We start from the raw sequence: 24,174 nt of genomic DNA, 5'->3' as shown, positions 1-24,174 counted from the left end.
GGGTGGTTGGCCGCTCGCTGTATTCCTTGTGGGAATGCAGTGGATGAAAAATATGAATTTGAGTAATTCATCGCAAGCCCCTAGCATCCCCCCATCGCGCACGGGGCGGGCCGCCCCTGCTGAGACACTGACGAGGAAAGTCCGATGGCCGGCAAAACGCTCTACGACAAGCTCTGGGACATGCACGAGGTGAAGCGTCGCGACGATGGTTCGTCGCTGATCTACATCGACCGGCAGATTCTCCACGAAGTGACCTCGCCGCAGGCCTTCGAGGGGCTGCGCCTGGCCGGCCGCAAGCCGTGGCGCGTGGACGCCAACATCGCCACCCCCGACCACAACGTGCCGACCACCCAGGACCGCCAGTCCGGCGTCGCCGCCATCGCCGACGAGACCTCGCGCATCCAGGTGCAGACCCTGGACGAGAACTGCGACGAGTTCGGCATCGTCGAGTTCAAGATGAACGACCCGCGCCAGGGCATCGTCCACGTGGTCGGCCCGGAGCAGGGCGCGACCCTGCCGGGTATGACCGTGGTCTGCGGCGACTCGCACACCTCCACCCACGGCGCCTTCGGCGCGCTGGCCCACGGCATCGGCACTTCCGAGGTCGAGCATGTGCTCGCCACCCAGTGTCTGGTGGCCAAGAAGATGAAGAACATGCAGGTGCGGGTGGAGGGCACGCTGTCCTCCGGCGTCAGCGCCAAGGACATCGTGCTGGCGGTGATCGGCAAGATCGGCACCGCCGGCGGCACCGGCCACGCCCTGGAGTTCGCCGGCAGCGCCATTCGCGAGCTGTCCATGGAAGGCCGCATGACCCTCTGCAACATGGCCATCGAGGCCGGCGCCCGGGTCGGCATGGTGGCGGTGGACGACAAGACCATCGAGTACGTCAAGGGTCGTCCCTATGCGCCGCAGGCTGCCGACTGGGACAAGGCGGTCGCGCAGTGGAAGGGGCTGGTCTCCGATGCCGACGCCACGTTCGACACCGTGGTCGAGCTGAAGGCCGAAGAGATCAAGCCGCAGGTCACCTGGGGCACCTCGCCGGAGATGGTTCTGCCGGTCGACGCGCGCGTGCCGGACCCGGCCCTCGAGGCCGATCCGGTCAAGCGCGACTCCATCGTCCGCGCGCTGAAGTACATGGGCCTCTCGGCCAACCAGCCGATCGGCGAGATCAAGGTCGATCGCGTGTTCATCGGTTCCTGCACCAACTCGCGGATCGAGGATTTGCGTGCCGCCGCCGAGGTGGCCAAGGGCCGCAAGGTCGCCGCGAGCGTCAAGCAGGCGCTGGTGGTGCCGGGCTCCGGTCTGGTCAAGGAGCAGGCGGAGCAGGAGGGGCTGGACAAGGTCTTCATCGAGGCCGGCTTCGAGTGGCGCGAGCCGGGCTGCTCCATGTGCCTGGCGATGAACCCGGATCGCCTGGAGAGCGGCGAGCACTGCGCCTCGACCTCCAACCGCAACTTCGAGGGCCGTCAGGGCGCCGGCGGGCGTACCCACCTGGTCAGTCCGGCCATGGCCGCCGCCGCGGCGGTCGCCGGTCACTTCGTCGATGTGCGCGAGCTGCTGAACTGAGGAGCGATGAGATGAAAGCCTTTACCCAACACACCGGCCTGGTCGCTCCCCTCGATCGCGCCAACGTCGATACCGATCAGATCATTCCCAAGCAGTTCCTCAAGTCGATCAAGCGCAGCGGCTTCGGCCCCAACCTGTTCGACGAGTGGCGCTACCTGGACGTCGGCCAGCCGGGCCAGGATTGCTCGAACCGTCCGCTCAACAACGACTTCGTGCTGAACTTCCCGCGCTACCAGGGGGCCAGCGTGCTGCTGGCCCGCGAGAACTTCGGCTGCGGCTCCTCCCGCGAGCACGCGCCCTGGGCGCTGGAGGAATACGGCTTCCGCGCGGTCATCGCACCGAGCTTCGCCGACATCTTCTTCAACAACAGCTTCAAGAACGGCCTGCTGCCGATCATCCTGCCGGAAGCGGAAGTGGACGAGCTGTTCAAGCAGGGCGAGGCGACCGAGGGCTACCGGCTGACCGTCGACCTGGCTGCACAGACGGTGACCCGTCCGGACGGCAAGGTGCTCGGCTTCGACATCGATCCGTTCCGCAAGCATTGCCTGCTCAACGGCCTGGACGACATCGGCCTGACCCTGCAGGACGCCGACGCGATCAAGGCATTCGAGGCCAAGCACCAGCAGAGCAGCCCCTGGCTGTTCGGCGCGATCAAGTAATCCCTTTCCCGGTGGTGGCGGGTGCGTCCCGCTCCCACGCTTCGACATTCAAGGACATGCAATGAGCAAGCAGATTCTGGTTCTTCCGGGCGACGGTATCGGTCCGGAAATCGTCGCCGAGGCGATCAAGGTCCTGAAGCTGGCCAACGAGAAGTACCAGCTGGGCTTCGCGCTGAGCTACGACGAGCTGGGCGGCGCGGCCGTCGACAAGTACGGCGTACCGCTGGCCGACGAGACCCTGGAGCGCGCCCGCCAGGTCGATGCCATCCTGCTCGGCGCCGTCGGCGGGCCGAAGTGGGACAGCATCGATCCGGTCATCCGTCCGGAGCGCGGCCTGCTGAAGATCCGCTCGCAGCTGGGCCTGTTCGGCAACCTGCGCCCGGCGCTGCTCTACCCTCAGTTGGCGGCGGCTTCCAGCCTGAAGCCGGAAATCGTGGCGGGCCTGGACATCCTCATCGTTCGCGAGCTGACCGGCGGCATCTACTTCGGCCAGCCGCGCGAAAGCAAGGTGCTCGACAATGGCGAGCGCATGGCCTACGACACCCTGCCGTACAGCGAGAGCGAGATCCGCCGTATCGCCAAGGTTGGCTTCGACATGGCCCGCGTGCGCAACAAGAAGCTGTGCTCGGTGGACAAGGCCAACGTGCTGGCTTCCAGCCAGCTGTGGCGCGCGGTGGTCGAGGAAGTCGCCAAGGACTACCCGGACGTCGAGCTGTCGCACATGTACGTCGACAACGCCGCCATGCAGCTGGTGCGCGCGCCCAAGCAGTTCGACGTGATCGTCACCGACAACATGTTCGGCGACATCCTCTCGGATGAGGCCTCCATGCTCACCGGCTCGATCGGCATGCTGCCGTCGGCTTCGCTGGATGCCGACAACAAGGGTATGTACGAGCCGTGCCACGGCTCGGCGCCGGACATCGCCGGCAAGGGCATCGCCAATCCGCTGGCGACCATCCTCTCGGTGTCGATGATGCTGCGCTACAGCTTCGCCCAGGTCGAGGCGGCCAACGCCATCGAGCAGGCGGTCAGCAAGGTGCTGGACCAGGGGCTGCGTACCGGCGACATCTGGTCGGAAGGCTGCCGGAAGGTCGGCACGGCCGAGATGGGCGATGCGGTAGTCGCGGCGCTCGTCACGTTGTAAGCTTTCGGCTCGCATGTAGGCGGGCCACTTTTATATAGGTGCAGTTGCAATGAAACGTGTAGGTCTGATCGGTTGGCGCGGCATGGTCGGTTCCGTGCTCATGCAGCGGATGCTGGAGGAGCGGGATTTCGACCTGATCGAGCCGGTGTTCTTCACCACTTCCAGCGTGGGCGGCGAGGGGCCGGCCATCGGCAAGGAAACCGCGTCGCTGAAGGATGCCTACAGCATCGACGAGCTGAAGGGCCTCGATGCGATCATCACCTGCCAGGGCGGCGACTACACCAGCGAAGTCTTCCCCAAGCTGCGCGAAGCCGGCTGGCAGGGCTACTGGATCGATGCCGCTTCCAGTCTGCGCATGGCCGACGATGCGGTCATCGTCCTGGACCCGGTCAACCGCCGGGTGATCGACCAGTCGCTGGATGCCGGCATCAAGAACTACATCGGCGGCAACTGCACCGTCAGCCTGATGCTGATGGCCCTGGGCGGCCTCTACGAGGCCGGCTTGGTCGAGTGGATGAGCGCCATGACCTACCAGGCCGCTTCCGGCGCCGGCGCGCAGAACATGCGCGAGCTGATCCGCCAGATGGGCACGATCAACGCTGCGGTGGCCGCCGAGCTGGCGGATCCGGCCAGCGCGATCCTCGAGATCGACCGCAAGGTTGCCGAAACCCAGCGCAGCGCCGAGTTCCCGGTGGACCATTTCGGTGTGCCGCTGGCCGGCAGCCTGATCCCCTACATCGACAAGGAGCTGCCCAACGGGCAGAGCCGCGAAGAATGGAAAGGGCAGGCCGAGACCAACAAGATCCTCGGCCGCATCAAGAACCCGATCCCGGTCGACGGCATCTGCGTGCGCGTCGGCGCCATGCGTTGCCACAGCCAGGCGCTGACCATCAAGCTGAACAAGGACGTGCCGCTGGCCGACATCGAAGGGCTGATCAGCCAGCACAATCCCTGGGTGAAGCTGGTGCCCAACCATCGCGACGCCAGCATGCAGGAGCTGAGCCCGGCGGCCGTTACCGGCACGCTGACGGTTCCGGTCGGTCGTCTGCGCAAGCTCAACATGGGTTCCCAGTATATCGGCGCCTTCACTGTCGGCGACCAGCTGCTGTGGGGGGCGGCCGAGCCGCTGCGGCGCATGCTGCGCATCCTGCTGGAGCGTTGACGGACTGCCTGCCGATACGGCAGACGAAAAGCGCCGCGGCCATCCCGCGGCGCTTTTCGTTGGGGCTTTCGCAGTCCGTTCGGGGAGAGTCGCCGTTTGTCGGTGCCCCCCTTCGTCAATTCCCTGTAGAGTGCGCACCCGTTCCAGGAGAGTCCTCATGCATCCAGCCATCGATATCGCCGTGGTCGGCGCCACCGGCACCGTCGGCACCGCTCTCGTCGAGATTCTCGAGGAGCGCGACTTTCCCGTCGGCCAACTGCACCTGCTGGCCAGTGCGGCCTCGGCAGGCAAGTCGGTGCCCTACAAGGGCCGGAACCTGCGGATCAGGACGGTCGAGGCATTCGATTTCGCTCAGGTGCGCCTGGTCTTCTTCGCCGCCGGCGAAGCGGTGACCCGTCAGTATGCGCCGCTGGTCCGGTCCGCCGGCTGCGCACTGATCGACCTGAGTGGCGGCCTGCCGCTGCAAGAGGCGCCGCGGGTGGTGGCGGAGGTCAATCCCCAAGTGCTGGAAGGGCTCGATGGGCCTTGCCAACTGAGCAGTCCGGCCTCCCAGGCAATTGCGCTGGCGTTGGTGCTGGCGCCTTTGCGTTCGCTGATGCAGTGGCGGCGCCTGTGCGTCACGGCCTGTCTGCCAGTGTCCAGCCTGGGGCGTGAGGGGGTGGCGGAGCTGGCCCGCCAGACCGCCGAACTGCTCAATGGGCGCCCGCCCGAGCCGCGCCTGTTCGATCGGCAGATCGCCTTCAATCTGCTGGGGCAGGTCGGCGCGGTCGACGCGGCCGGGCATGCCGGACTGGAAAGGCGCCTGGCCGAAGAGCTCCGGCAGGTACTGGATGCGCCCGAGCTGAGGGTCGCTGCCACCTGCGCGATGGCGCCGGTGTTCTTTGGCGACAGTCTGAGTCTTGCCGTGCAGGCGGCGCAGGCGATCGATCTATCCGCCGTGCGGACTGCTCTGGAGCAGGCCGAGGGCGTCGAACTGATCGCGCCGGACGATTATCCGACGGTGATCGGCGATGCGGTCGGCCAGGATGTCGCCTATGTCGGCCGACTGCGCGGCGGGCTGGACGACGCGTGCGAACTCAATTTGTGGATTGCGTCAGATAACGTACGTAAAGGCTCCGCACTTAATGCCGTGCAACTGGCCGAGTTATTGATAAAACGGGGTCTCTAAAAGATACTGCCCCAAATTCGAAGACCTATTCCTGCGTGGCACAACCGCTGTGGCCGGCTCGCTGTCGGACGTAACCGGGGGTGCGCGGGTATCAAGTATCAGGCTCCTTTCTCCGCTCAGGAAATCACTCAAGGGATGCGTTATGGTTCGGGTTCGCAAACTGGCACTGGCAATCGCAGCGGCCTCGGCGCTGTCTTCTGGTGCGGCCCATGCATTGGGCCTTGGAGAGGTGACCTTGCGCTCCACGCTGAATCAGCCGCTGGATGCCGAAATCGAACTGCTGGAAGCGCGTGACATCGGTTCCGAAGAACTTGCCCCGGCGCTAGCTTCTCCGGCGGAGTTCAACAAGGCGGGAGTCGACCGGCAATACTTTCTGAGCGATCTGAAGTTCACCCCGATAATCAAACCCAATGGCAAGAGCGTCATTCGGGTGACTTCCAGCAAGCCGGTGCGCGAGCCTTATCTGAACTTCCTGGTGGAGGTTCTCTGGCCCAGCGGTCGACTGCTGCGCGAATACACCCTGCTGCTCGATCCGCCGCTGTATTCCTCGCAGACCGCCATGTCTGCCGCACAAAAGCCCCTGACCGAGCAGCGGGTCGATGCCATCCCGCGTGCTCCGGCCGCGAGCCCCCGCCCGATCCCTCCTCGCCCGGAAGCGTCCGGCAGGTCGACGGCCAAGGAATACAGGACCACCGCCAGGGATACGCTGTGGACGGTCGCCGAGCGTGTGCGCACCTCGGGTACCGTCCATCAGACCATGTTGGCGATTCAGGATCTGAATCCGAATGCTTTCCTCGATGGCAACATCAACCGCCTGCTGAGCGGACAGGTGCTGCGTCTGCCTGACGAGCAGCAAATTCGCCGTCGTTCGGAAAGCCAGGCGCTGGCTGATGTCGCCGCTCAAAACTCCGCTTGGCGCGAACGGCGTGCCCGTCCGGCCGTCGCCTCGACCCGGCAGTTGGATGCGACCCGCCGCAGCGATGCGGATGCCGTGCCCGCGCGGGTGGAGACTGGCGACAACCTGCGTCTGGTCGCAGTCGACAGCGGCAAGGCTGTCGCCGGCAGCGACAAGGGGGGGGATGGCAAAGCCTCCGCCGACAAGCTGGCACTGGCCAAGGAAAACCTGGATGCGACCCAGCGTGAGAACACCGAACTGAAGAGTCGCATGGACGATTTGCAGGGCCAGTTGGACAAGCTGCAGCGCCTGATCTCGCTCAAGGACGAGCAACTGGCCAAACTGCAGACGAGTCTGGCGCAGCCGGGCAAGGTGGCCGGGGGAGCTGCTAGCTCGGCCGCCAGCATCCCGCCGGTGGTGCCGGGCGTGCCGGAGCCGGCGGCAGTCGCCCAGCCGGTAGCCGCGACTGTTGCTCCTGCGCCGGCGGCAGCCGGCGTGGCTCCAGCCGCTCCGACTGTTGCGCCAGTCGCTCCGCCCGAGACGCCCTCCGCCCAGCCCGCAGTAGCGGCGGCTCCCGCCCAGCCCGCTGCCGCCGCGGAAGCTCCCGCCCAGCCGGTGGTCGAGCCAGTAGCCACCGCCGCGCCTGCAGCGCAGCCGGTCCCATCCAAACCCGAGCCGGCGCCGGCCAAACCGGCGGTTTCCAAGCCCGTGCGTTCCGCCGTCGAGCCGGAGCAGCCGGTTGGGCTGGTCGACTCGATCCTTGGCAGTCCGTTGCTGCTTCCGTCGCTGGGCGGTAGCGCTGCGGCAGCTCTGCTGCTCGGTTTGCTGGCGGCCCGTCGCCGGGCTGCGAAGCAGACCGATCTGGAAAAGGATGACGAAGATGATGCGCCGGAGGCCGACGCCCGGCCGGATACCGGCTTGTTGCGGGCAGCCATCGATGTTTCCCTGGCGGACGAGGGGTCTCGGACCGAGCCGGGCTGGGATGCGCTGGTCGAGGCGGAGGACCATCTCGCTCACGGCCGTCTTAACCAGGCTGCGGAGCTATTGCAGGCGGCTTGCAAGGCCGAGCCCAAGCGCAGCGACTTGCGCCTCAAGCTGATGGAGGTCCAGGCCGAGCTTGGCGACCGCGAGGGGTTCGCCCGCGAAGAGAGGGTGTTGCGCGAGACTGCCGGCGCACAGCAACCCCAGGTCGATCACCTGAAGATGAAGTATCCGGCCATGGCCGGTTTCGCCGCCGCCGCCCTGGCGGGTGGCGCCTTGGCTGTCGGGCTGGGCGCGCTTGAAGAGGAGGAAACCCCCTCCGCGGCCACGCAGGAGTTCGAGCCGAGTTCTCCGCTCTCTGAGGCCGATATCGATCTGAGTCTGGACGATCTGGAGGCCGAGTTGGAAAGGGACCTTCAGGGGGTCGGTCAGGATGATCCTTCCCTGAGTCTGGATGATCTGGCGCTGGACGAGTCGTCGCAGCCGACCATGTCCGCGCTGGAGCCTCTTGCCGAGGATTTCTCCTTCGACCTGGAGTTGCCCGAGGAAACCGACAGCTTCGACCTGGAAGACGATCTGAAGGGGCTAGCTCTGGATCTGGAGGCGCCGGTCGAGCCGATTTCCGCTGGGGACAAGGATTTCCTTGGTCTTGATCTGGATGCTCTCGATGCACCCGCCGTCACTCGGTCCGAGGCAGCCTCCTCCGAGGAGGCACTTCTCGAGGAGGGACTGTTCGACAGTTTCGATCTGGCTGCGAATGCCGATGTCTCCGGCGCTTCGGAGCCGATTGCGCCAAGCCTCGAGCTGGCGCCGGCCGACAAGCTGGAGGAGAAAGCGGAGGCGGATGGCTTCATGTCTCAGCTGGACGAGCTGGATGTCGAACTCGAGCAGTTGGCCGCGGGTCTCGGAGGGGAGGTCGGCGAGGGGAAGCCGGCGATGCATTCGCTGGAAGCGCTGGACGCACTTGAGGAGGGCGAGGACTTCGACTTCCTGGCCGATGCCGACGAGATCGCCACCAAGCTGGATCTGGCCCGCGCCTACATCGAGATGGGCGACTCCGAGGGGGCGCGGGATATCCTCGACGAGGTGTTGAGCGAAGGAAACGAAGCCCAGCGACAGGAAGCGCGCGAAATGTCCGTAAGCCTAGCCTGATCGATGACCGACAGCGTACCGAGCGCGGCAGCCGAAGTGGCTGCCGCTGGCTTTTACAGGATCGCTCTGGGACTCGAGTACCGGGGTTCCCGCTATCATGGCTTTCAGCGCCAGAATTCCCGGGTGCCCTCGGTACAGGCGGCTCTCGAGTCGGCTCTTTCCAGGGTGGCCGGTGGCGCTCCGCTGGACGTGATGTGCGCTGGGCGTACCGATGCCCACGTGCATGCCTGCGGGCAGGTCGTGCATTTCGACACCTCGGTCGAGCGCAGCATGCACGCTTGGGTCATGGGGGCCAACATGAACCTGCCGGCGGATATCAGCGTGACCTGGGCCAGGGAAATGCCGGCGCACTTCCATGCGCGTTTCAGTGCGATGGCCCGGCGTTATCGGTATGTGATCTACAACGACCCGATCCGCCCGGCGCACATGGCCGAGGAGGTCACCTGGAACCACCGGCCGCTGGATGTCGCGCGCATGCGCCAGGCCGCCGAGGTGCTGGTCGGCTGCCATGATTTCAGTGCCTTCCGTGCCGGTCAGTGTCAGGCCAAGTCGCCGATCAAGACGGTTCATCACCTGCAGCTGATCCCGTACGGTCGTTTGATTGTGCTGGATATCCGTGCCAATGCCTTTCTGCATCACATGGTGCGCAACATCGCCGGGGTGTTGATGACCATCGGTGCGGGCGAGCGGCCTGTCGAGTGGGCGAGGGAAGTTCTGGAGGGCCGCCTGCGCCGCAAGGGCGGGGTGACAGCGCATCCCTATGGCCTGTATCTGGTGCAGGTCGATTATCCGGAAGCGTTCGAACTGCCGCAGCGCTACCTGGGGCCGCATTTCCTGTCGGGCCTGCCGGACTGCCGGCAGGTCTGAGCGGTCGGCTGGGCGGTCGATCGGGCTTGCAGCTGACGATCCTTTTGTTACCATTCGGGGCCTTTCCCTGGGTGTAGACAAATTGGCAGCCGTTCGCAGCAAAATCTGTGGGATTACCCGGGTCGAGGACGCCCTCGTTGCCGCCGAGGCCGGTGCCGACGCCATCGGGCTGGTGTTCTACCCCCCAAGCCCGCGTGCGGTGACGCTGCGGCAAGCGCAGGCGATCGTCGCCGCCTTGCCGCCGTTCGTGACCACGGTCGGACTCTTCGTCAATGCCAGCCGCTGTGATGTTGGCGAGATTCTCGATGCACTGCCGCTGGATCTCCTGCAGTTCCACGGGGACGAAACGCCGGCCGATTGCGATGGTCATCGCCGGCCCTACATCAAGGCGCTGAGGGTTCGTTCCGGAGAGGATATCGCCGCTCGCTGCCTGGAATACCGCAATGCCAGCGGAATTCTGCTGGATGCCTACGTTCCCGGTGTGCCGGGAGGAACCGGCGAGGCCTTCGACTGGTCACTGGTGCCGCGGCTCTTGTCAAAGCCGGTGATCTTGGCTGGCGGGCTCAACGCGCAGAACGTGCACAGTGCAATCGCCCGGGTCGCGCCTTATGCGGTGGACGTCAGTGGCGGTGTCGAAGCGGGCAAGGGGCTGAAGGATGCCGGGAAGGTTCGCGCCTTCATCCGCGCGGTGCGCGGTGCCTGACGGCTGCGGCAGGGACTGCGCTTCCCGCTTCCGGGAGTCGTGGGGGAGGGAGGTTGGGCTGCCATGTGACGGCAGGCGATCCACCGCCGTCCACTAGCGAGCTGCCGATGCGGCGAGACTGCCTTCCGCCGCGCATCGGCTCTGCTGTCCATGACGGCGCCCTCTGGCGCCTGTCGCTCAGGTGGCCGCCGGCTGGCGCGGCAGTGGGGTTCGGCCCGGCGGAATTCCGTCAGGGTACAGATCCCGCCGGCGGGCGGGTACATTCGTGAATTTGCTCAAAAACAGGCGTGGGGCCATGGGACGTCATGTGTCGGGTCCCCAGAGCTGCGGAGAACATCAAGCATGAGCAACTGGTTGGTAGACAAGCTGATTCCCTCGATCATGCGTTCCGAGGTGAAGAGAAGCTCGGTGCCGGAAGGCCTCTGGCACAAGTGCCCGTCTTGCGATGCGGTGCTGTACAAGCCCGAGCTGGAAAAGACCCTGGAGGTCTGCCCCAAGTGTGACCATCACATGCGCATCGGTGCGCGTACCCGGCTGAACATCTTCCTCGACCTCGAGGGGCGAGAGGAGATCGGTGCGGAACTGGAGCCGGTGGACCGGCTGAAGTTTCGCGACAGCAAGAAGTACAAGGATCGTCTTTCCGCGGCGCAGAAGCAGACCAGCGAAAAGGATGCGCTGATTTCCATGAGCGGCACCCTGCAGGGCATGCCGGTGGTCGCCTGTGCTTTCGAGTTTTCCTTCATGGGCGGTTCCATGGGGGCCATCGTCGGCGAGCGTTTCGTGCAGGCGGCCAATGTGGCCCTCGAGCAGCGCTGTCCGTTCGTCTGTTTCGCGGCATCCGGCGGCGCACGCATGCAGGAGGCGCTGATCTCGCTGATGCAGATGGCCAAGACTTCGGCGGTCCTGGCGCGTCTGCGCGAGGAGGGTATTCCGTTCATCTCGGTGTTGACCGATCCCGTCTATGGCGGCGTTTCCGCCAGTCTGGCCATGCTCGGCGATGTCATTGTCGCCGAGCCCCAGGCGCTGATCGGCTTCGCCGGTCCGCGGGTGATCGAGCAGACCGTGCGCGAGAAGCTGCCCGAGGGCTTCCAGCGCAGCGAGTTTCTGCTGGAGCACGGCGCCATCGACCTGATCATTCCCCGTCAGGAACTGCGCTCGCGTCTAGCTCGTCTGCTGGCCCAACTGATGCGCCAGCCCGTTGCCACGACTGCAAGCGCAGACGCCGCCAGGGAAGTCGCCACCGACATGGTCACGGATACCGCACCGGCATGAGCGAGCGCAGCCTCGCCGACTGGCTCGCCTATCTCGAGCGACTGCACCCCACGGCCATCGATATGGGCCTGGAGCGCTCGCGCAAGGTGGCGCGCCGGCTGGGCCTGGGGCGGCCGGCGCTGCGGGTGGTGACGGTTACCGGAACCAACGGCAAGGGCTCCACCTGTGCCTTCCTCGCCGCGCTGATGGGGGGGCAGGGGCTGAAGGTCGGTGTCTACAGCTCTCCCCATCTGCGGCGCTACAACGAGCGGGTGCGGATCGACGGCCGCGAGGCTGGCGATGCCGAGTTGTGCCGGGCCTTTGCTGCGGTGGAGGCGGCGCGCGGCGAGATTTCCCTGACCTATTTCGAGATGGGTACCCTTGCGGCCTTCTGGTTATTCGAGCGTGCCAGGCTGGATGCCGTCGTGCTGGAGGTGGGCCTGGGTGGGCGTCTCGATGCGGTCAATCTGGTCGATGCCGACGTAGCGGTGGTCACCAGCATCGCTTTGGATCACGCCGACTGGCTGGGCGATACCCGCGACTCGGTGGCCTTCGAGAAGGCCGGAATCTTCCGTGCCGGTCGGCCTGCGGTCTGTGGCGAATCGGACCCGCCGATCCCCCTGTTGGAGCGTGCGGCGTCGCTGGGCACGCCTTTTTACAGGCGCGGGCGCGATTATGAGCTGACACCCGGAAGGGACGCCTGGGATTGGCGTGGCTGCAGTGCGGCAGGCGACAGGCTCGAGCTGCCGGCGTTGCCGCCGCTCGAGCTGCCGGTGGAAAATGCGGCTCTGGCGCTGCAGGCCTATGCCTTGCTCGACCTGCCCTGGCAGGCTGGGCGTATCGCGGCGGCGCTGAGCGCCACGCGCCTGAGCGGGCGTCTCGAGCGGCGCCATATTCGCTGGCAGGGCAAGCGATTGCCCTTTCTGCTGGACGTCGGGCATAACCCCCATGCTGCGGCCTATCTGGCCGAGCGCCTTGCCAAGCGGCCTCTCGCAGGGCAGCGCCTGGCGGTTTTCGGCCTGCTCGCCGACAAGGATCTGCCCGGCGTGCTGGAGCCCTTGCTGCCTGAGGTCCGGCACTGGGCTGTGGCGCCGTTGCCGACCCCGCGGAGTCGCTCAGCCCAGGAGCTTGCCGCAGTCCTGCAGGGGCGCGGAGCGCTGGTTGTGGCCTGCGCCGATGTCGCAGAGGCGTTGCAGGCACAATGCCAGCGGGCAGTCGAGGGCGATGAAATCCTGGTGTTCGGCTCGTTCTATTGCGTGGCCGAGGCTCTGGAGTGGTTGAGTCGACAGGAAGAGGAGAGGCGAGATGGCGTGGCTGGATAGAGGGCTCAAGCAGCGGATGGTTGGTGCCTTGGTGCTGCTGGCGCTGGCGGTGATCTTCTTGCCCATACTGTTCACGCGCGAGGACGAGGTGCGGCAGGTGGTGGTCGAGGCTCCGCCCATGCCGGAGACTCCACCTGCACCGCGCGTCGAGCTGGAGCCGGTCGCGGTTCCGGAGCCAGTGATCCTGCCTGAGGACCTGCAACCCTCCACGGTGATCGCCGGCACGTCGGCCGCCGTAGCACCGACTGCTCGGGCTGCATCGGCAGCTGTCGCCGGTACGACGCCCAAGACCCCGGCGGCCAACCCGGTTCCGCCGCCGGCACAGGCCAAGGCGGCAGAGGCCAAGGCAGCGCAGGCCAAGATGGCGGAAGCCAAAGCGGCAGAGGCCAAGGTAGCGCAGGCCAAAATGGCGGAGGCCAAAGCGGCAGAGGCCAAGGCAGCGCAGGCCAGGATGGCGGAAGCCAAGGCGACAGAGGCCAGGGCAGCGCAGGCCAAGATGGCGGAAGCCAAGGCGGCAGAGGCCAAGGCAGAGCAGGCCAAGATGGCGGAGGCCAAGGCGGCAGAGGCCAAGGCAGAGCAGGCCAAGATGGCGGAGGCCAAAGCGGCAGAGGCCAAGGCAACAGAGGCGAGCCGCCTGGATGCCAACGGTCTGCCGGTCAGTTGGTCGATCCAGCTGGCCAGCCTGTCCAGTACTGCCAATGCCCAGGATTTGCAGAGGACTTTGCGCAGCCAGGGCTACAACGCCTACATCCGTCATGTGGAGGGCATGAACCGCGTCTACGTCGGGCCGGTGATCGAACGGGCCGAGGCCAACCGTCTGTGCGATCAGCTCAAGCGGCAGCATAACCTCGGCGGCTTCGTCGTGCGCTTCCAGCCCGAGCGAGGCTGAGCGGACAGCCCTGCCGGGCAAGGTCGAGAGGGGCTGTAGCAGAGGGCTTGCCTCGGGCCGGTCGATGGACTGGGTTCTTACTCAAGGGGAGGGGCTCTGCTAGAATGCAGCGCCTTTTCCATTCATGGGCTGAGCCGTGGCATTCACCGGGGTCGATTGGGCGATCATCGCGATCGTCGCCGTTTCCAGTTTGATCAGCTTGACACGTGGCTTTGTCAAGGAAGCCTTGTCGCTGGTCACCTGGATCATCGCCGGCGTCATCGCCTGGATGTTCGGCGGGGCGCTGTCGCAGCATCTGGTCGGCTACGTTGCCACGCCCTCGCTGCAGGTCATCGCCGCTTGCGCGATTCTCTTCGTGACGAGCCTGCTGGTCGGTGCGCTGGTCAACTTCCTCATCGGCGAACTGGTGCGTGTCACAGGTCTTTCCGGTACTGACCGCGTGCTCGGCATGGTCTTCGGTGCGGCCCGGGGGGGGCTGTTGGTGGTGCTGCTGGTCGGCCTGCTCAGTCTGGCGCCGGTGCAGCAGGATGCCTGGTGGCAGCAGTCGGCCCTGCTGCCGCATTTCCTGATGGTCGCCGACTGGTCGAAGAATCTCATCCTCGGGTTTTCCAGCCAATGGCCTGCCGGCGGGATAGGCATGCCGCGCTGAGCCTCCGAAAGACAGATGGGGCCGGCCTCGGCGGGCGCCCGGAATTAGCCTGAACTACTAGCAGGGGTTGCGTCACATGTGTGGCATCGTCGGTATTGTCGGTAAGTCCAACGTCAATCAAGCGCTGTATGACGCGCTTACCGTCCTTCAGCATCGCGGCCAGGACGCTGCCGGTATCGTCACCTGCCATGAGGGACGGCTGTTCCTGCGCAAGGACAATGGCCTGGTCCGCGACGTGTTTCAGCAGCGGCACATGCAGCGCCTGATCGGCCACATGGGCATCGGCCACGTGCGCTACCCGACGGCCGGGAGTTCCAGTTCGGCCGAGGCCCAGCCGTTCTATGTCAACTCCCCCTACGGGATCACCCTGGCGCACAACGGCAACCTGACCAACGTCGACCAACTGTCCCGCGAGATCTACGAGTCCGACTTGCGCCACGTGAATACCAGCTCCGACTCGGAGGTGCTGCTCAACGTCTTCGCCCACGAGCTGGCGGTGCGCGGCAAGCTGCAGCCGACCGAGGAGGACGTGTTCGCCGCGGTTTCCGGCGTGCACCGTCGCTGCCGTGGCGGCTACGCCGTGGTGGCGATGATCACCGGCTATGGCATCGTCGGCTTCCGCGATCCCAATGCGATCCGCCCGATCGTCTTCGGCCAGCGCCAGACCGACGAGGGCGTGGAGTACATGATCGCCTCGGAAAGCGTCGCCCTCGACGTGCTCGGCTTCAGCCTGATCCGCGACCTGGCACCGGGCGAGGCAGTCTACATCACCGAGCACGGCAAGCTGTTCACCCGCCAGTGCGCGGACAGTCCGAAGTACTCGCCGTGCATCTTCGAGCACGTCTATCTGGCGCGCTCCGATTCCTTCATGGATGGCGTCTCGATCTACAAGGCGCGGCTGCGCATGGGCGAGAAGCTGGCCGAGAAGATCCTCCGCGAGCGCGCCGAGCACGACATCGACGTGATCATCCCGATTCCAGACACCAGTCGTACCGCGGCACTGGAGCTGGCCAACCACCTGGGCGTGAAGTTCCGCGAGGGCTTCGTCAAGAATCGCTACATCGGCCGCACCTTCATCATGCCGGGGCAGGCGGCGCGCAAGAAGTCCGTGCGCCAGAAGCTCAACGCCATCGACCTCGAGTTCCGCGGCAAGAATGTCATGCTGGTGGACGACTCCATCGTGCGCGGCACCACCTGCAAGCAGATCATCCAGATGGCCCGCGAGGCGGGCGCCAAGAAGGTCTACTTCTGCTCGGCGGCACCGGCGGTGCGTTATCCCAACGTGTACGGCATCGACATGCCCACCGCCCACGAACTGATCGCCCATGGTCGCAGCACCGAGGAAGTGGCCGAGCTGATCGGCGCCGACTGGCTGGTCTACCAGGAACTGTCCGATCTGATCGATGCGGTGGGCGGTGGCAAGGTGAAGATCGACAACTTCGACTGTGCCGTCTTCGATGGCAAGTACGTTACCGGGGACATCGACGAGGCCTATCTGGAGCGGATCGAGAAGGCTCGCAACGATGCCAGCAAGGCCCGCAGCACGGCGGTCAGCGCGATCATCGACCTATACAACAACTGAGCGGCAAGCGAAGGCGCTTGAGGCTTCGAGTGGCGACGGCCGCTCTCATGCAAGGGGAAGGATTATGATGATCGAGTGGGATGCCGGACGGCTGGACAGCGACCTGGATGGCGTGGGTTTCGACACCCTGGCGGTGCGTGCCGGCCAGCGGCGTACTCCCGAGGGAGAGCACGGCGAAGCCCTGTTCATGACCTCCAGCTACGTGTTCCGCAGCGCTGCCGACGCGGCCGCACGCTTTGCCGGCGAGCAACCCGGCAACGTCTATTCCCGCTACACCAATCCCACGGTGCGCACTTTCGAGGAGCGCATCGCTGCATTGGAAGGCGCCGAGCAGGCGGTTGCTGCCGCATCGGGCATGGGCGCGATCCTGGCCATGGTGATGAGCCTGTGCAGCGCCGGCGATCATGTGCTGGTCTCGCGCAGCGTGTTCGGCTCGACCATCAGCCTGTTCGACAAGTACTTCAAGCGCTTCGGCATCGCGGTGGACTACCCGCCGTTGGCCGACCTGGAGGCCTGGGCCGCGGCTTGCAAGCCCAACACCAAGCTGTTCATCGTCGAGTCGCCGTCCAACCCGCTGGCCGAACTGGTCGACATCGCCGCACTGGCCGAGATCGCCCACGCCAAGGGCGCACTGCTGGCAGTGGACAACTGCTTCTGCACGCCGGTGCTGCAGAAGCCGCTGGCTCTCGGTGCCGATCTCGTCATCCATTCGGCAACCAAGTACATCGATGGGCAGGGCCGTTGCCTCGGTGGCGTGGTGGCCGGCGGCGCCAAGCTGATGCAAGAAGTGGTCGGCTTCCTGCGCACCGCCGGTCCCACCCTCAGCCCGTTCAACGCCTGGCTGTTCCTCAAGGGGCTGGAGACTCTCAAGGTGCGCATGCTCGCCCATTGCGCCAGCGCTCAGACCTTGGCCGAGTGGCTGGAGCGGCAGCCGCAGGTGGCGAAGGTCTACTATACCGGCCTGTCCAGCCATCCGCAGCATGAGTTGGCCAGGCGCCAGCAGAGCGGTTTCGGTGCGGTGGTCAGCTTCGAGGTGAAGGGCGACAAGGCGGCGGCCTGGCGGGTCATCGACGCCACCCGGATGATTTCCATCACCACCAATCTGGGCGATACCAAGACCACCATCGCCCATCCGGCCACCACTTCCCACGGCCGCCTGACCCCGGAGGCGCGAGCCGCGGCCGGGATCAGCGACAGCCTGATCCGGGTGGCGGTCGGTCTGGAGGACATCGAGGACATCAAGGCCGACCTCGCCCGCGGACTGGCCGCGCTGTGATCGATCTGAGCCTGGAGACCGACAGGCCGCCGAGTAACGGCAAGGTTGCCTTGGTCACCGGAGCGGGGCGTGGCATCGGACTGGGCATCTCCGCCTGGCTGATAGCAGAAGGCTGGCAGGTGGTGCTGGCCGACATCGACCGCAAGCGCGGCGCCAAGGTGGCCCGAGCGCTGGGCAGCAGTGCCTGGTTCGTCGGTATGGACGTCGCTCAGGAAAGCCAGGTGGCAATGGGGGTGGCCGAGGTGCTCGGGCAATTCGGTCGCCTCGACGCACTGGTCTGCAATGCTGCCTTCGCCGATCCTCGCAATCCTCCGTTGGCGGAGCTGAGGCTCAGCCACTGGAACCATGTGCTGGGGGTGAACCTGACCGGCCCGCTGCTTCTGGCCAAGCACTGTTCCGCCTATCTGCAGGCGCACCATGGTGCCATGGTCAACATCGCTTCGACCCGTGCGCACCAGTCCGAGCCGAACTCCGAGGCTTACGCTGCCAGCAAGGCCGGCCTGCTGGGGCTAACCCATGCCCTGGCGATCAGCCTCGGACCCGATGTGCGGGTGAATGCCGTCAGCCCCGGCTGGATCGATGCGCGCAGTCCCAGCGAGCGTCAGCAAGCGCCGCTGTCTGCACAGAATCACGTTCAGCATCCTGCAGGCCGTGTAGGGTCGGTCGAGGATGTCGCCGCCTTGGTTGCCTGGTTGCTGTCGGACCGTGCCGGTTTCGTCACCGGTCAGGAGTTCGTTGTCGACGGCGGCATGACACGCAAGATGATCTACCTGGACTGATCCCGCTCGGCCGCTCTCCTCTCGGAACTTGTAGGGCATGCACTCTCTTGGTGCCTTGAGGGTGAGTTTCGTGCCATCGCACGCTTTTTCCGAGCCCGTGCCATATGTATCGCACGGCTACGCCGCATTTTGGAAAAGCACATCCACACCCACATCCCCAAGGTTATCCCTCTCGAAGAAAAAATTCAGGCGGGCTGTTGACTTAGCTTCGGTTCGTGGGTAAATTGCGCGCCACCTCGCAAGGCGATGGCTGATTAGCTCAGCTGGGAGAGCACCTGCATCACACGCAGGGGGTCGGCGGTTCGATCCCGTCATCAGCCACCAGAGCTTGCGAGAAATGGACGAAAGTCCAGCCGACGCGCAGCGGTAGTTCAGTCGGTTAGAATACCGGCCTGTCACGCCGGGGGTCGCGGGTTCGAGTCCCGTCCGCTGCGCCATATATGAAAGCCTCCAGATAGCAATATCTGGGGGCTTTTTCATTGGGCCCGCTTTTTAATTCAATGGTCATCTGATTCGTCTAGGCTTTTTTGGCATGGACTTTGTCTGTCTGTTGCCTTTCCAAATTAACCAGTCGATCAGGAGTAGTCCCTATGGATGACTATCAAGAAGAACTTCTCGAATTCCACGCTGCCGAGCGAGATCCCGCAGAGCCGGCGGAAGATGCCACCGAAATGTGAGTACTCGACCGTGTGTCTGCCGTCACCGGCCCTCCGCCGGAAGATCTGTCGAGGATTGTGCGGTGACCCGAATATTCAGCAGATGACTGCCAAGTGCTGCACTTTCCCTTCTCGGTGCATGGGCAGCCGACCATTCGCAGCAGTCCGCCAAGTCTTTGACTGGCCACAGGCGGCCCCGCAGGAACAGCGCAATGCCGGTTTTCATGCCGGTTGTCATCGCCATGCTGTGTGACAGGCACCCCTCGCGGCGGACCAGCACCTTGATTTTCTTTGTTTGTACCTCCTGTACTGTGGCCTGCTCGCGAGCTTTTGTCGTGCACGGTTGCGCATGGGGAGGGCCGAGCAGATGGCCGTCCGGGCCGAAAACCAGGGCGAGGTTGTAGAGCGGACCGTTGCCCGTGTGCAGGTTGCCGTTCTCCAGTCGAGGTTCGGGTAGTAGCACGGAGCCCGCCAGCAGGGTGATGCGATACTCTCGGGCCAGGGCGCCGAACAGTTGCTGGTAGTCGCGGGCCATTCTTTCTGCCTTCATGCGCAACAGGCTTTCCCCCATTCCGGGAAAGCCTTCGCTCTGCAGCCAGCTCCAGGCCAGTCGGTGCGGATTGTCCAGGGCCAGCCATGCACGGACTTCGGAAAAGCTCCGGGCGCTATAGAGTTCGGCCCTTTCGCCGTCGAGTAGCAGCCAGGTCCCGATCTGGTCGGGTAGGGCGACCACGCTGTGCTCGTTCAGGAGGCCGCTGTCACGCGCCCGGTCCAGAATGGCAGCGAGTTTCAGGCGCAGATGCTCCGGGCTCCGGTAGTCGCTGGGATACAGCTCCGGGCGAATGGCCAGCAAATTGGCCTGGGCATCCAGCGCATCCTCTTCGTAAATGAGCGTACTGCGCAGGTCGGCGAGGTAATGTCCGGGCGAGTCAGGTGTGCTCCAGCTCGCACAGGTACCGAGGAGGGTTGCGAGGATCAGTAGCGCCGGGATGGACTGGAGTCTGCGCATGAGCGGGAGGGTGGCGGGGAATCCGCTCAGGGTAGGGAGGGATGCCGGAAATGCCAAGCCGGAGATGGTTTTTGCGGAACGGATAAAGACAATTTCATGTCAAAAGGCTGCTATGCAGTGTTCTTCGGTTTTGCCCCATGGTCGTCGGGCATAGTCGTCGCTCCGAGCGACTGTTGCCGTTCGGCTTCTTTTACCTAGACTTGCTTGCCTTGTGGAGCTGCCAGCCTGTGATCGCGGTATTGCGGGTTGGTGCCATGGATCAGGAAAAACACGACAAGAGACCAAGACCGTGCAGAAAAAACAGAAAATGGTTGAGGCCGTGATGTTCTTCAATGAGGGCGGCGTGTGCCGGGAAATGCTCTTTCCGGAGTTCGAGGCCGTACTCGATGGCGTCGTCGGCCTGCCGGATCTGGCCGATCAGCAGGTGCGTCTTGCCTACTTGCTGATTTCCCCTCGGCGGGAGGTGCGGGCCGCGGTTTTCTTCCACTTGGATTTTGATGAGGACGGTGCGGCCGATCCCGGCTGGAATATTCCCTTGCGGCAATTGTCCGAGCGGGGTGGCCTGGGGATGGATCTCGGTGGCGGACCGATTCGCCTGGTCTGCCGTAGCCAGTGCCCGGTGCCGTGGCATCAGATGCACCTGTGGGATCCCGAGCCGCAGGATCTGCTGGCGTTGCGCGATGCGGCCAAGCGCAATCATCTTGGCTTGCTCGGCGAAGAGGACGAGGCATCGATGGTCGGCGGGGCGCCGTCGCGTTTGAGCATGCCGGGGAGGCAGGGGCCGGTCGCCACTGCCAGGGGCTTGCCCGGCAAGGACTGGAATGACGAGCAGCGCCAGAAGACTGCCCACCTGATCAAGCGGCAACGCCTGCATATCCGCGATCTGAACCATCACCACGAGGCCGCGTTGGAAAGGCTGAAGCAGGCCGCCGAGCGACAGCTCAGGGCCCTGCAGGCCGAGGTGCAGCAGTTGCGCGATCAACTGCGCCGGCAACAGGAACTGAATGCCAGCCTCGAGGTGCAACGGCAAACCCACTCCGAGCCCTTGGAGCGGGCGGAGGCCGAGATGGCTCGGCTACTCGCCCTGCAGGAGCGCGAGCGTGGCGCTCAGGCGGACGAGCAGCGGCGCATTCGGCAGGCTCTGCAGGAACGGGTGGACGAACTCGAAGCCGAGCTGAGCGCCTGCGAAGAGCGGGATAGGCAGGGGCAGGAGGATGTTCTCAGGGTCCGGCATGAACAGGAACAACTGGCGGCCCGGGGTGTCGAGCAGGCCCTCGAGAAGCTGGCCGCCCTCGGTCTGACCTTCGTGGTCTACCATCCCGGTGCGGGTCACCTGACCATTCCGCTGCAGGACATCGCCCGCTATCAGGAGAACCCCATGGCCTACGTCGCGGCTAAGTGCTCGGTCAGCGAAGACAGGTACCGCCAGTGGCTGAGCCATTTCCAGCAGCCGACCTGCGAGGCCGTGTTACCCGGCGGCGGACGTTGCGCGCTGCCGATCGACCGGGTCGACAGCCCCCAGCGTTTCGTTACCGGCGAATCCGGCTGCTGTTCCCGGCACAAACCGGGAGGCCGCCTGCGCACTGCCGGCTGACTGCCGATGCTGGAGATCCGCTGGTCGCCGCCGGTTTCACTCCAGCCCCTCGCGCTCGGCTGGCTGGCCGCTGCCGGCGTCGAGGTCGGTGTGCTCCGGCTTGACCTGATCGACCCGCTGATCTCCGGCAACAAGTGGTACAAGCTGGCGCCCCATCTGGCGGCTGCCGCCCGCCAGGGAGCGGAGGGGCTGATCAGCCTGGGCGGTCCCCACTCCAATCACCTGCATGCGCTGGCTGCGGCCGGGCGGCGTTTTGCCTTTCCTACGGCGGGGCTGCTGCGCGGCGAGCCCTGCGAAACGCCGACCGTGCGCGATCTGCAGGCCTTCGGCATGCGCCTGCACTGGCTCGGCTACGGCGGTTATCGGGCGCGCCACCGGGAGGGTTTCTGGGACGACTGGCGCGAGCGCTATCCCCGTCTGCATCCGGTACCGGAAGGCGGTGGCGGTCTGCCCGGTGCGCTGGGCTGCACGGTCCTGCGGGACATGCTGTTGCCTGGGTTGGAGGCGCTCGGCTGGCCCGACTACCACGGCTGGTGGCTGGCCGCCGGTACCGGAACCACGCTGGCCGGTCTGGTCCTTGCCGAGGCCGGGGCGCATCCGGTCCATGGCGCTTTGGCGGTGCCGGCGAGTCACGGCGTGGCGCCGCAGGTCCGGGCAATTCTCGCCGAGGCTGGCATGGCCGATGTGGGTTACCGCCTGCTGGATGCCAGTCGCGGCGGATTCGCCCGGCTCGATGCGGGTCTGGCGCGTTTCATCCTCGACAGCGAGCGGGAAGGGGGCATTCCCCTGGACCCCGTCTATACCGGAAAGGCCCTGCTGGCGCTGCGTGAGCAGGTCGAATGCGGCGGAATTCCCCGCGGCAGTCGGCTGGTTTTCGTACACACTGGCGGGCTGCAGGGGCGGCGAGCGCTGGCCGAGCGCCTGCAGCGGCTGGGCACGCGGGGCTGATTCTAGGCCGTGTCCGGCCAGGCATCGCCGACCAGGAATACCCGCTCTGCCTCGCACCACTCGCCGGCTTCGCTCGCCGTCAGTCGGATCAGCAGCTGTGCCGGTGCTGCAGGCTCCTGCCCTGCGTACCAGGCATCCAGTCTCTCCTTCGTCCAGAGGTCCGCCGTCTCGAGTCGGGTCGGCGCCAGCCAGGCATGGCGGGGCAGGGGTTGCCAGCGACCCTCGGGACTGGCGGCAAGAAAGTCCGGCCAGTCGTGCCGGACCAGCCAGCGACCGCGCAGATGCGCCGGATTGGCGTCGACGGGGGAGGGGCAGCCATCTGGCCAGGGATAGAACAGATAGCCGCCGAACCAGCAGCTGGCCTGCGGGTCCGCGATGCCGAGTTCGCTCAGAATGGCCTGTGCCGCCGGAGTGCTCGACAGCGGCAGCTGATGCAGGCTGAGGCGCTCCAGCTTGAGGTCGAGCCGGTCATGCTGGCCGGGGCCGATCCATCGGGTCGGATCGCGGCCGGCGCTTGCTGCCAGTCCGAGGTAGAGCTTGACCGTCAGCTCCAGGTGATGCACCCCTTCGGCATCCTGCAGCAGCAGGTCCAGTTCGCCCAGGGTGCTGCTGCCCAGGCGAATCGGCAGATTGGCGGCGAGCAGTCGGACTCCTGGCGCCCGGTCCAGGGCGAACTGCCAGAGCCGCTCGTAGTAGAGGCCCAAGCGGCGCGTTGGGTGCTGTGCCAGCCAGGCGTCCAGCGGAGCGCTACAGGCGTCCAGCGCCCGCAGCCAGTCGGCCAGGCCGCCCGGCTCGCGTGCCCAGCGGCTGGCAGCCAGCGGATGGCGTTGCGGCCAGGGCGCCGCAGCGAGCAGGGGCGGCGACAGCAGGGTCCAGGCCAAGTCGCGCACCTGGGGCAGGCGAAGGCACGCCGGGAGATCGGCGAGACTGCCGAAAGGTCCCGTTTCCCCCCCGTTGGGGGTGGTTTGCCGCTCTGCCCGGCTTTCCCGCATAATCGCCTCTTGCCTGTAATCGCAGCCCCCCGCAGGAGCCCCATGGAGCACTTTCGCAATATTGGCATTATCGGTCGCCTGGGCAGTACCCAAGTGGTGGATACCATCCGCCGACTGAAGAAATTTCTCCTGGACCGGCACCTGCACGTGATCCTCGACGAAAGTATCGCCGAACTGCTGCCCGGGCATGGCCTGCAGGTGTCCTCGCGCAAGCAGTTGGGCGAGGTCTGCGACATGGTCGTCGTCGTCGGCGGCGACGGCAGCATGCTCGGCGCGGCGCGCGCCCTGGCCCGCTACAAGGTGCCGGTGCTGGGCGTCAATCGCGGCAGCCTGGGCTTTCTCACCGACATCCGTCCCGACGAGCTGGAGGTCAGGGTCGCCGAGGTGCTCGACGGCCAGTACACCGTGGAGAGCCGCTTCCTGCTGGAAACCCAGGTGCGCCGCAAGCTGGAGCCGATCGGTCAGGGCGATGCGCTGAACGACGTGGTGCTGCATCCGGGCAAGTCGACGCGGATGATCGAGTTCGAGCTGTACATCGACGGCCAGTTCGTCTGCAGCCAGAAGTCCGACGGCCTGATCGTCTCCACGCCGACCGGCTCCACCGCCTATGCCCTGTCGGCCGGGGGGCCGATTATGCATCCCAAGCTGGACGCCATCGTCATCGTGCCCATGTATCCGCACACCCTGTCGAGCCGGCCGATCGTGGTTGCCGGCAACAGCGAGCTGAAGATCGTGGTTTCGCCGAAGATGGACATCTACCCCCAGGTGTCCTGCGACGGGCAGAACCATTTCACCTGTTCGCCCGGGGACATCGTTACCATCAGCAAGAAGCCGCAGCGGCTGCAACTGATCCATCCGCTGGACCACAACTACTACGAGGTGTGCCGGACCAAGCTGGGCTGGGGTAGTCGTCTGGGCGGTGGCAGTTGA

Annotated in this window: 20 protein-coding genes and 2 tRNA genes; 20 read left to right on the top strand and 2 right to left on the bottom strand. The window is 65.5% G+C overall.

Translation table 11 applies throughout. From position 1 onward, the window contains the following. Positions 1-144 precede the first annotated feature (144 nt). The 17 genes from leuC (at position 145) to BMY22_RS14645 (ending at position 18,482) form a co-directional block, all read left to right on the top strand. The gene (leuC, locus tag BMY22_RS14730) at positions 145-1,566 is read left to right on the top strand and encodes a 3-isopropylmalate dehydratase large subunit (protein WP_090623314.1); all 1,422 of its coding nucleotides are present in this window, start codon (positions 145-147) and stop codon (positions 1,564-1,566) included. An 11-nt stretch (positions 1,567-1,577) separates the two neighbouring features. Next, positions 1,578-2,225, top strand: coding sequence for a 3-isopropylmalate dehydratase small subunit (leuD, locus tag BMY22_RS14725; protein WP_090623312.1), 648 nt, complete (start codon positions 1,578-1,580; stop codon positions 2,223-2,225). Between the two features lie 61 nt (positions 2,226-2,286). Further along, the gene (gene leuB, locus BMY22_RS14720; protein WP_090623310.1) at positions 2,287-3,369 is read left to right on the top strand and encodes a 3-isopropylmalate dehydrogenase; all 1,083 of its coding nucleotides are present in this window, start codon (positions 2,287-2,289) and stop codon (positions 3,367-3,369) included. Positions 3,370-3,418: 49 nt separating this feature from the next. Beyond that, positions 3,419-4,531, top strand: a complete 1,113-nt coding sequence (asd, locus tag BMY22_RS14715) for an aspartate-semialdehyde dehydrogenase (RefSeq protein ID WP_090623307.1) — start codon at positions 3,419-3,421, stop codon at positions 4,529-4,531. Between the two features lie 157 nt (positions 4,532-4,688). Next, complete coding sequence (locus BMY22_RS14710) at positions 4,689-5,699, top strand: aspartate-semialdehyde dehydrogenase (RefSeq protein ID WP_090623306.1); 1,011 nt, start codon at positions 4,689-4,691, stop codon at positions 5,697-5,699. A gap of 142 nt (positions 5,700-5,841) precedes the next feature. Next, entirely contained in the window at positions 5,842-8,727 is a 2,886-nt protein-coding gene (locus BMY22_RS14705) for a motility hub landmark protein FimV (RefSeq protein ID WP_090623304.1), read from the top strand. Positions 8,728-8,730: 3 nt separating this feature from the next. Further along, on the top strand, positions 8,731-9,594 hold the full coding sequence (truA, locus tag BMY22_RS14700; protein ID WP_090623301.1) for a tRNA pseudouridine(38-40) synthase TruA: 864 nt from the start codon (positions 8,731-8,733) through the stop codon (positions 9,592-9,594). Positions 9,595-9,676: 82 nt separating this feature from the next. Then, on the top strand, positions 9,677-10,297 hold the full coding sequence (locus tag BMY22_RS14695) for a phosphoribosylanthranilate isomerase (protein ID WP_090623299.1): 621 nt from the start codon (positions 9,677-9,679) through the stop codon (positions 10,295-10,297). 342 nt (positions 10,298-10,639) lie between these two features. Further along, on the top strand, positions 10,640-11,569 hold the full coding sequence (gene accD, locus BMY22_RS14690; protein ID WP_090623297.1) for an acetyl-CoA carboxylase, carboxyltransferase subunit beta: 930 nt from the start codon (positions 10,640-10,642) through the stop codon (positions 11,567-11,569). After that, positions 11,566-12,870 (top strand): bifunctional tetrahydrofolate synthase/dihydrofolate synthase, encoded by a 1,305-nt coding sequence (folC, locus tag BMY22_RS14685; RefSeq protein WP_090623295.1) that lies wholly within the window; start codon positions 11,566-11,568, stop codon positions 12,868-12,870. The genes accD and folC overlap by 4 nt, the downstream gene beginning before the upstream one ends. Beyond that, positions 12,854-13,759, top strand: a complete 906-nt coding sequence (locus BMY22_RS24920; RefSeq protein WP_244158877.1) for an SPOR domain-containing protein — start codon at positions 12,854-12,856, stop codon at positions 13,757-13,759. Before folC ends, BMY22_RS24920 begins: the two co-directional genes overlap by 17 nt. A 136-nt stretch (positions 13,760-13,895) precedes the next feature. Beyond that, positions 13,896-14,408, top strand: a complete 513-nt coding sequence (locus BMY22_RS14670) for a CvpA family protein (RefSeq protein ID WP_090623293.1) — start codon at positions 13,896-13,898, stop codon at positions 14,406-14,408. Between the two features lie 76 nt (positions 14,409-14,484). Next, positions 14,485-15,990, top strand: coding sequence for an amidophosphoribosyltransferase (gene purF, locus BMY22_RS14665; protein ID WP_090623291.1), 1,506 nt, complete (start codon positions 14,485-14,487; stop codon positions 15,988-15,990). A gap of 64 nt (positions 15,991-16,054) precedes the next feature. Further along, the gene (locus tag BMY22_RS14660; protein WP_090623290.1) at positions 16,055-17,266 is read left to right on the top strand and encodes an O-succinylhomoserine sulfhydrylase; all 1,212 of its coding nucleotides are present in this window, start codon (positions 16,055-16,057) and stop codon (positions 17,264-17,266) included. An 11-nt stretch (positions 17,267-17,277) separates the two neighbouring features. Continuing rightward, complete coding sequence (locus BMY22_RS14655) at positions 17,278-18,045, top strand: SDR family oxidoreductase (protein WP_208599294.1); 768 nt, start codon at positions 17,278-17,280, stop codon at positions 18,043-18,045. A gap of 248 nt (positions 18,046-18,293) precedes the next feature. Further along, positions 18,294-18,369: transfer RNA gene (locus BMY22_RS14650), tRNA-Val, on the top strand. 36 nt (positions 18,370-18,405) lie between these two features. Further along, positions 18,406-18,482 (top strand) — tRNA-Asp (locus BMY22_RS14645). A 262-nt stretch (positions 18,483-18,744) separates the two neighbouring features. Here the strand turns inward: BMY22_RS14645 and BMY22_RS14640 are convergent. Continuing rightward, a complete protein-coding gene (locus BMY22_RS14640) occupies positions 18,745-19,710 on the bottom strand; it encodes a carbon-nitrogen hydrolase family protein (RefSeq protein ID WP_090623284.1) in 966 nt (321 codons plus the stop codon). A 307-nt stretch (positions 19,711-20,017) separates the two neighbouring features. Here BMY22_RS14640 and BMY22_RS14635 point away from each other — a divergent pair, with 307 nt between their 5' ends. Beyond that, positions 20,018-21,304, top strand: coding sequence for a chromosome partitioning protein ParA (locus tag BMY22_RS14635; RefSeq protein WP_090623283.1), 1,287 nt, complete (start codon positions 20,018-20,020; stop codon positions 21,302-21,304). Between the two features lie 6 nt (positions 21,305-21,310). Further along, on the top strand, positions 21,311-22,252 hold the full coding sequence (locus BMY22_RS14630; protein ID WP_090623280.1) for a 1-aminocyclopropane-1-carboxylate deaminase/D-cysteine desulfhydrase: 942 nt from the start codon (positions 21,311-21,313) through the stop codon (positions 22,250-22,252). 2 nt (positions 22,253-22,254) lie between these two features. Here the strand turns inward: BMY22_RS14630 and BMY22_RS14625 are convergent, their stop codons facing one another. Next, positions 22,255-23,244, bottom strand: a complete 990-nt coding sequence (locus BMY22_RS14625; protein WP_090623277.1) for a DUF1853 family protein — start codon at positions 23,242-23,244, stop codon at positions 22,255-22,257. Between the two features lie 42 nt (positions 23,245-23,286). Here BMY22_RS14625 and BMY22_RS14620 point away from each other — a divergent pair, with 42 nt between their 5' ends. Continuing rightward, positions 23,287-24,174: an NAD(+) kinase gene (locus tag BMY22_RS14620; protein WP_090623276.1), complete on the top strand. Its 888-nt coding sequence runs from the start codon at positions 23,287-23,289 to the stop codon at positions 24,172-24,174.

The sequence above is a fragment of the Azotobacter beijerinckii genome (assembly GCF_900110885.1).
Classification (GTDB): domain Bacteria; phylum Pseudomonadota; class Gammaproteobacteria; order Pseudomonadales; family Pseudomonadaceae; genus Azotobacter; species Azotobacter beijerinckii.
Note: the sequence above shows the minus strand (reverse complement) of the source record. Positions and strands in the feature narration are given on the sequence as shown.

Bases quoted from the DNA above. Each gene is read 5' to 3' on its own strand.
- BMY22_RS14620 (WP_090623276.1), top strand. From the start codon at position 23,287: ATGGAGCACTTTCGCAATATTGGCATTATCGGTCGCCTGGGCAGTACC.
- leuD (WP_090623312.1), top strand. From the start codon at position 1,578: ATGAAAGCCTTTACCCAACACACCGGCCTGGTCGCTCCCCTCGATCGC.
- BMY22_RS14660 (WP_090623290.1), top strand. From the start codon at position 16,055: ATGATGATCGAGTGGGATGCCGGACGGCTGGACAGCGACCTGGATGGC.
- leuB (WP_090623310.1), top strand. From the start codon at position 2,287: ATGAGCAAGCAGATTCTGGTTCTTCCGGGCGACGGTATCGGTCCGGAA.
- BMY22_RS14710 (WP_090623306.1), top strand. From the start codon at position 4,689: ATGCATCCAGCCATCGATATCGCCGTGGTCGGCGCCACCGGCACCGTC.
- asd (WP_090623307.1), top strand. From the start codon at position 3,419: ATGAAACGTGTAGGTCTGATCGGTTGGCGCGGCATGGTCGGTTCCGTG.
- BMY22_RS14630 (WP_090623280.1), top strand. From the start codon at position 21,311: ATGCTGGAGATCCGCTGGTCGCCGCCGGTTTCACTCCAGCCCCTCGCG.
- purF (WP_090623291.1), top strand. From the start codon at position 14,485: ATGTGTGGCATCGTCGGTATTGTCGGTAAGTCCAACGTCAATCAAGCG.
- BMY22_RS14635 (WP_090623283.1), top strand. From the start codon at position 20,018: ATGGTTGAGGCCGTGATGTTCTTCAATGAGGGCGGCGTGTGCCGGGAA.
- BMY22_RS14640 (WP_090623284.1), bottom strand. From the start codon at position 19,710: ATGCGCAGACTCCAGTCCATCCCGGCGCTACTGATCCTCGCAACCCTC.
- BMY22_RS14705 (WP_090623304.1), top strand. From the start codon at position 5,842: ATGGTTCGGGTTCGCAAACTGGCACTGGCAATCGCAGCGGCCTCGGCG.
- BMY22_RS14625 (WP_090623277.1), bottom strand. From the start codon at position 23,244: ATGCGGGAAAGCCGGGCAGAGCGGCAAACCACCCCCAACGGGGGGGAA.
- accD (WP_090623297.1), top strand. From the start codon at position 10,640: ATGAGCAACTGGTTGGTAGACAAGCTGATTCCCTCGATCATGCGTTCC.
- leuC (WP_090623314.1), top strand. From the start codon at position 145: ATGGCCGGCAAAACGCTCTACGACAAGCTCTGGGACATGCACGAGGTG.
- folC (WP_090623295.1), top strand. From the start codon at position 11,566: ATGAGCGAGCGCAGCCTCGCCGACTGGCTCGCCTATCTCGAGCGACTG.
- BMY22_RS24920 (WP_244158877.1), top strand. From the start codon at position 12,854: ATGGCGTGGCTGGATAGAGGGCTCAAGCAGCGGATGGTTGGTGCCTTG.
- truA (WP_090623301.1), top strand. From the start codon at position 8,731: ATGACCGACAGCGTACCGAGCGCGGCAGCCGAAGTGGCTGCCGCTGGC.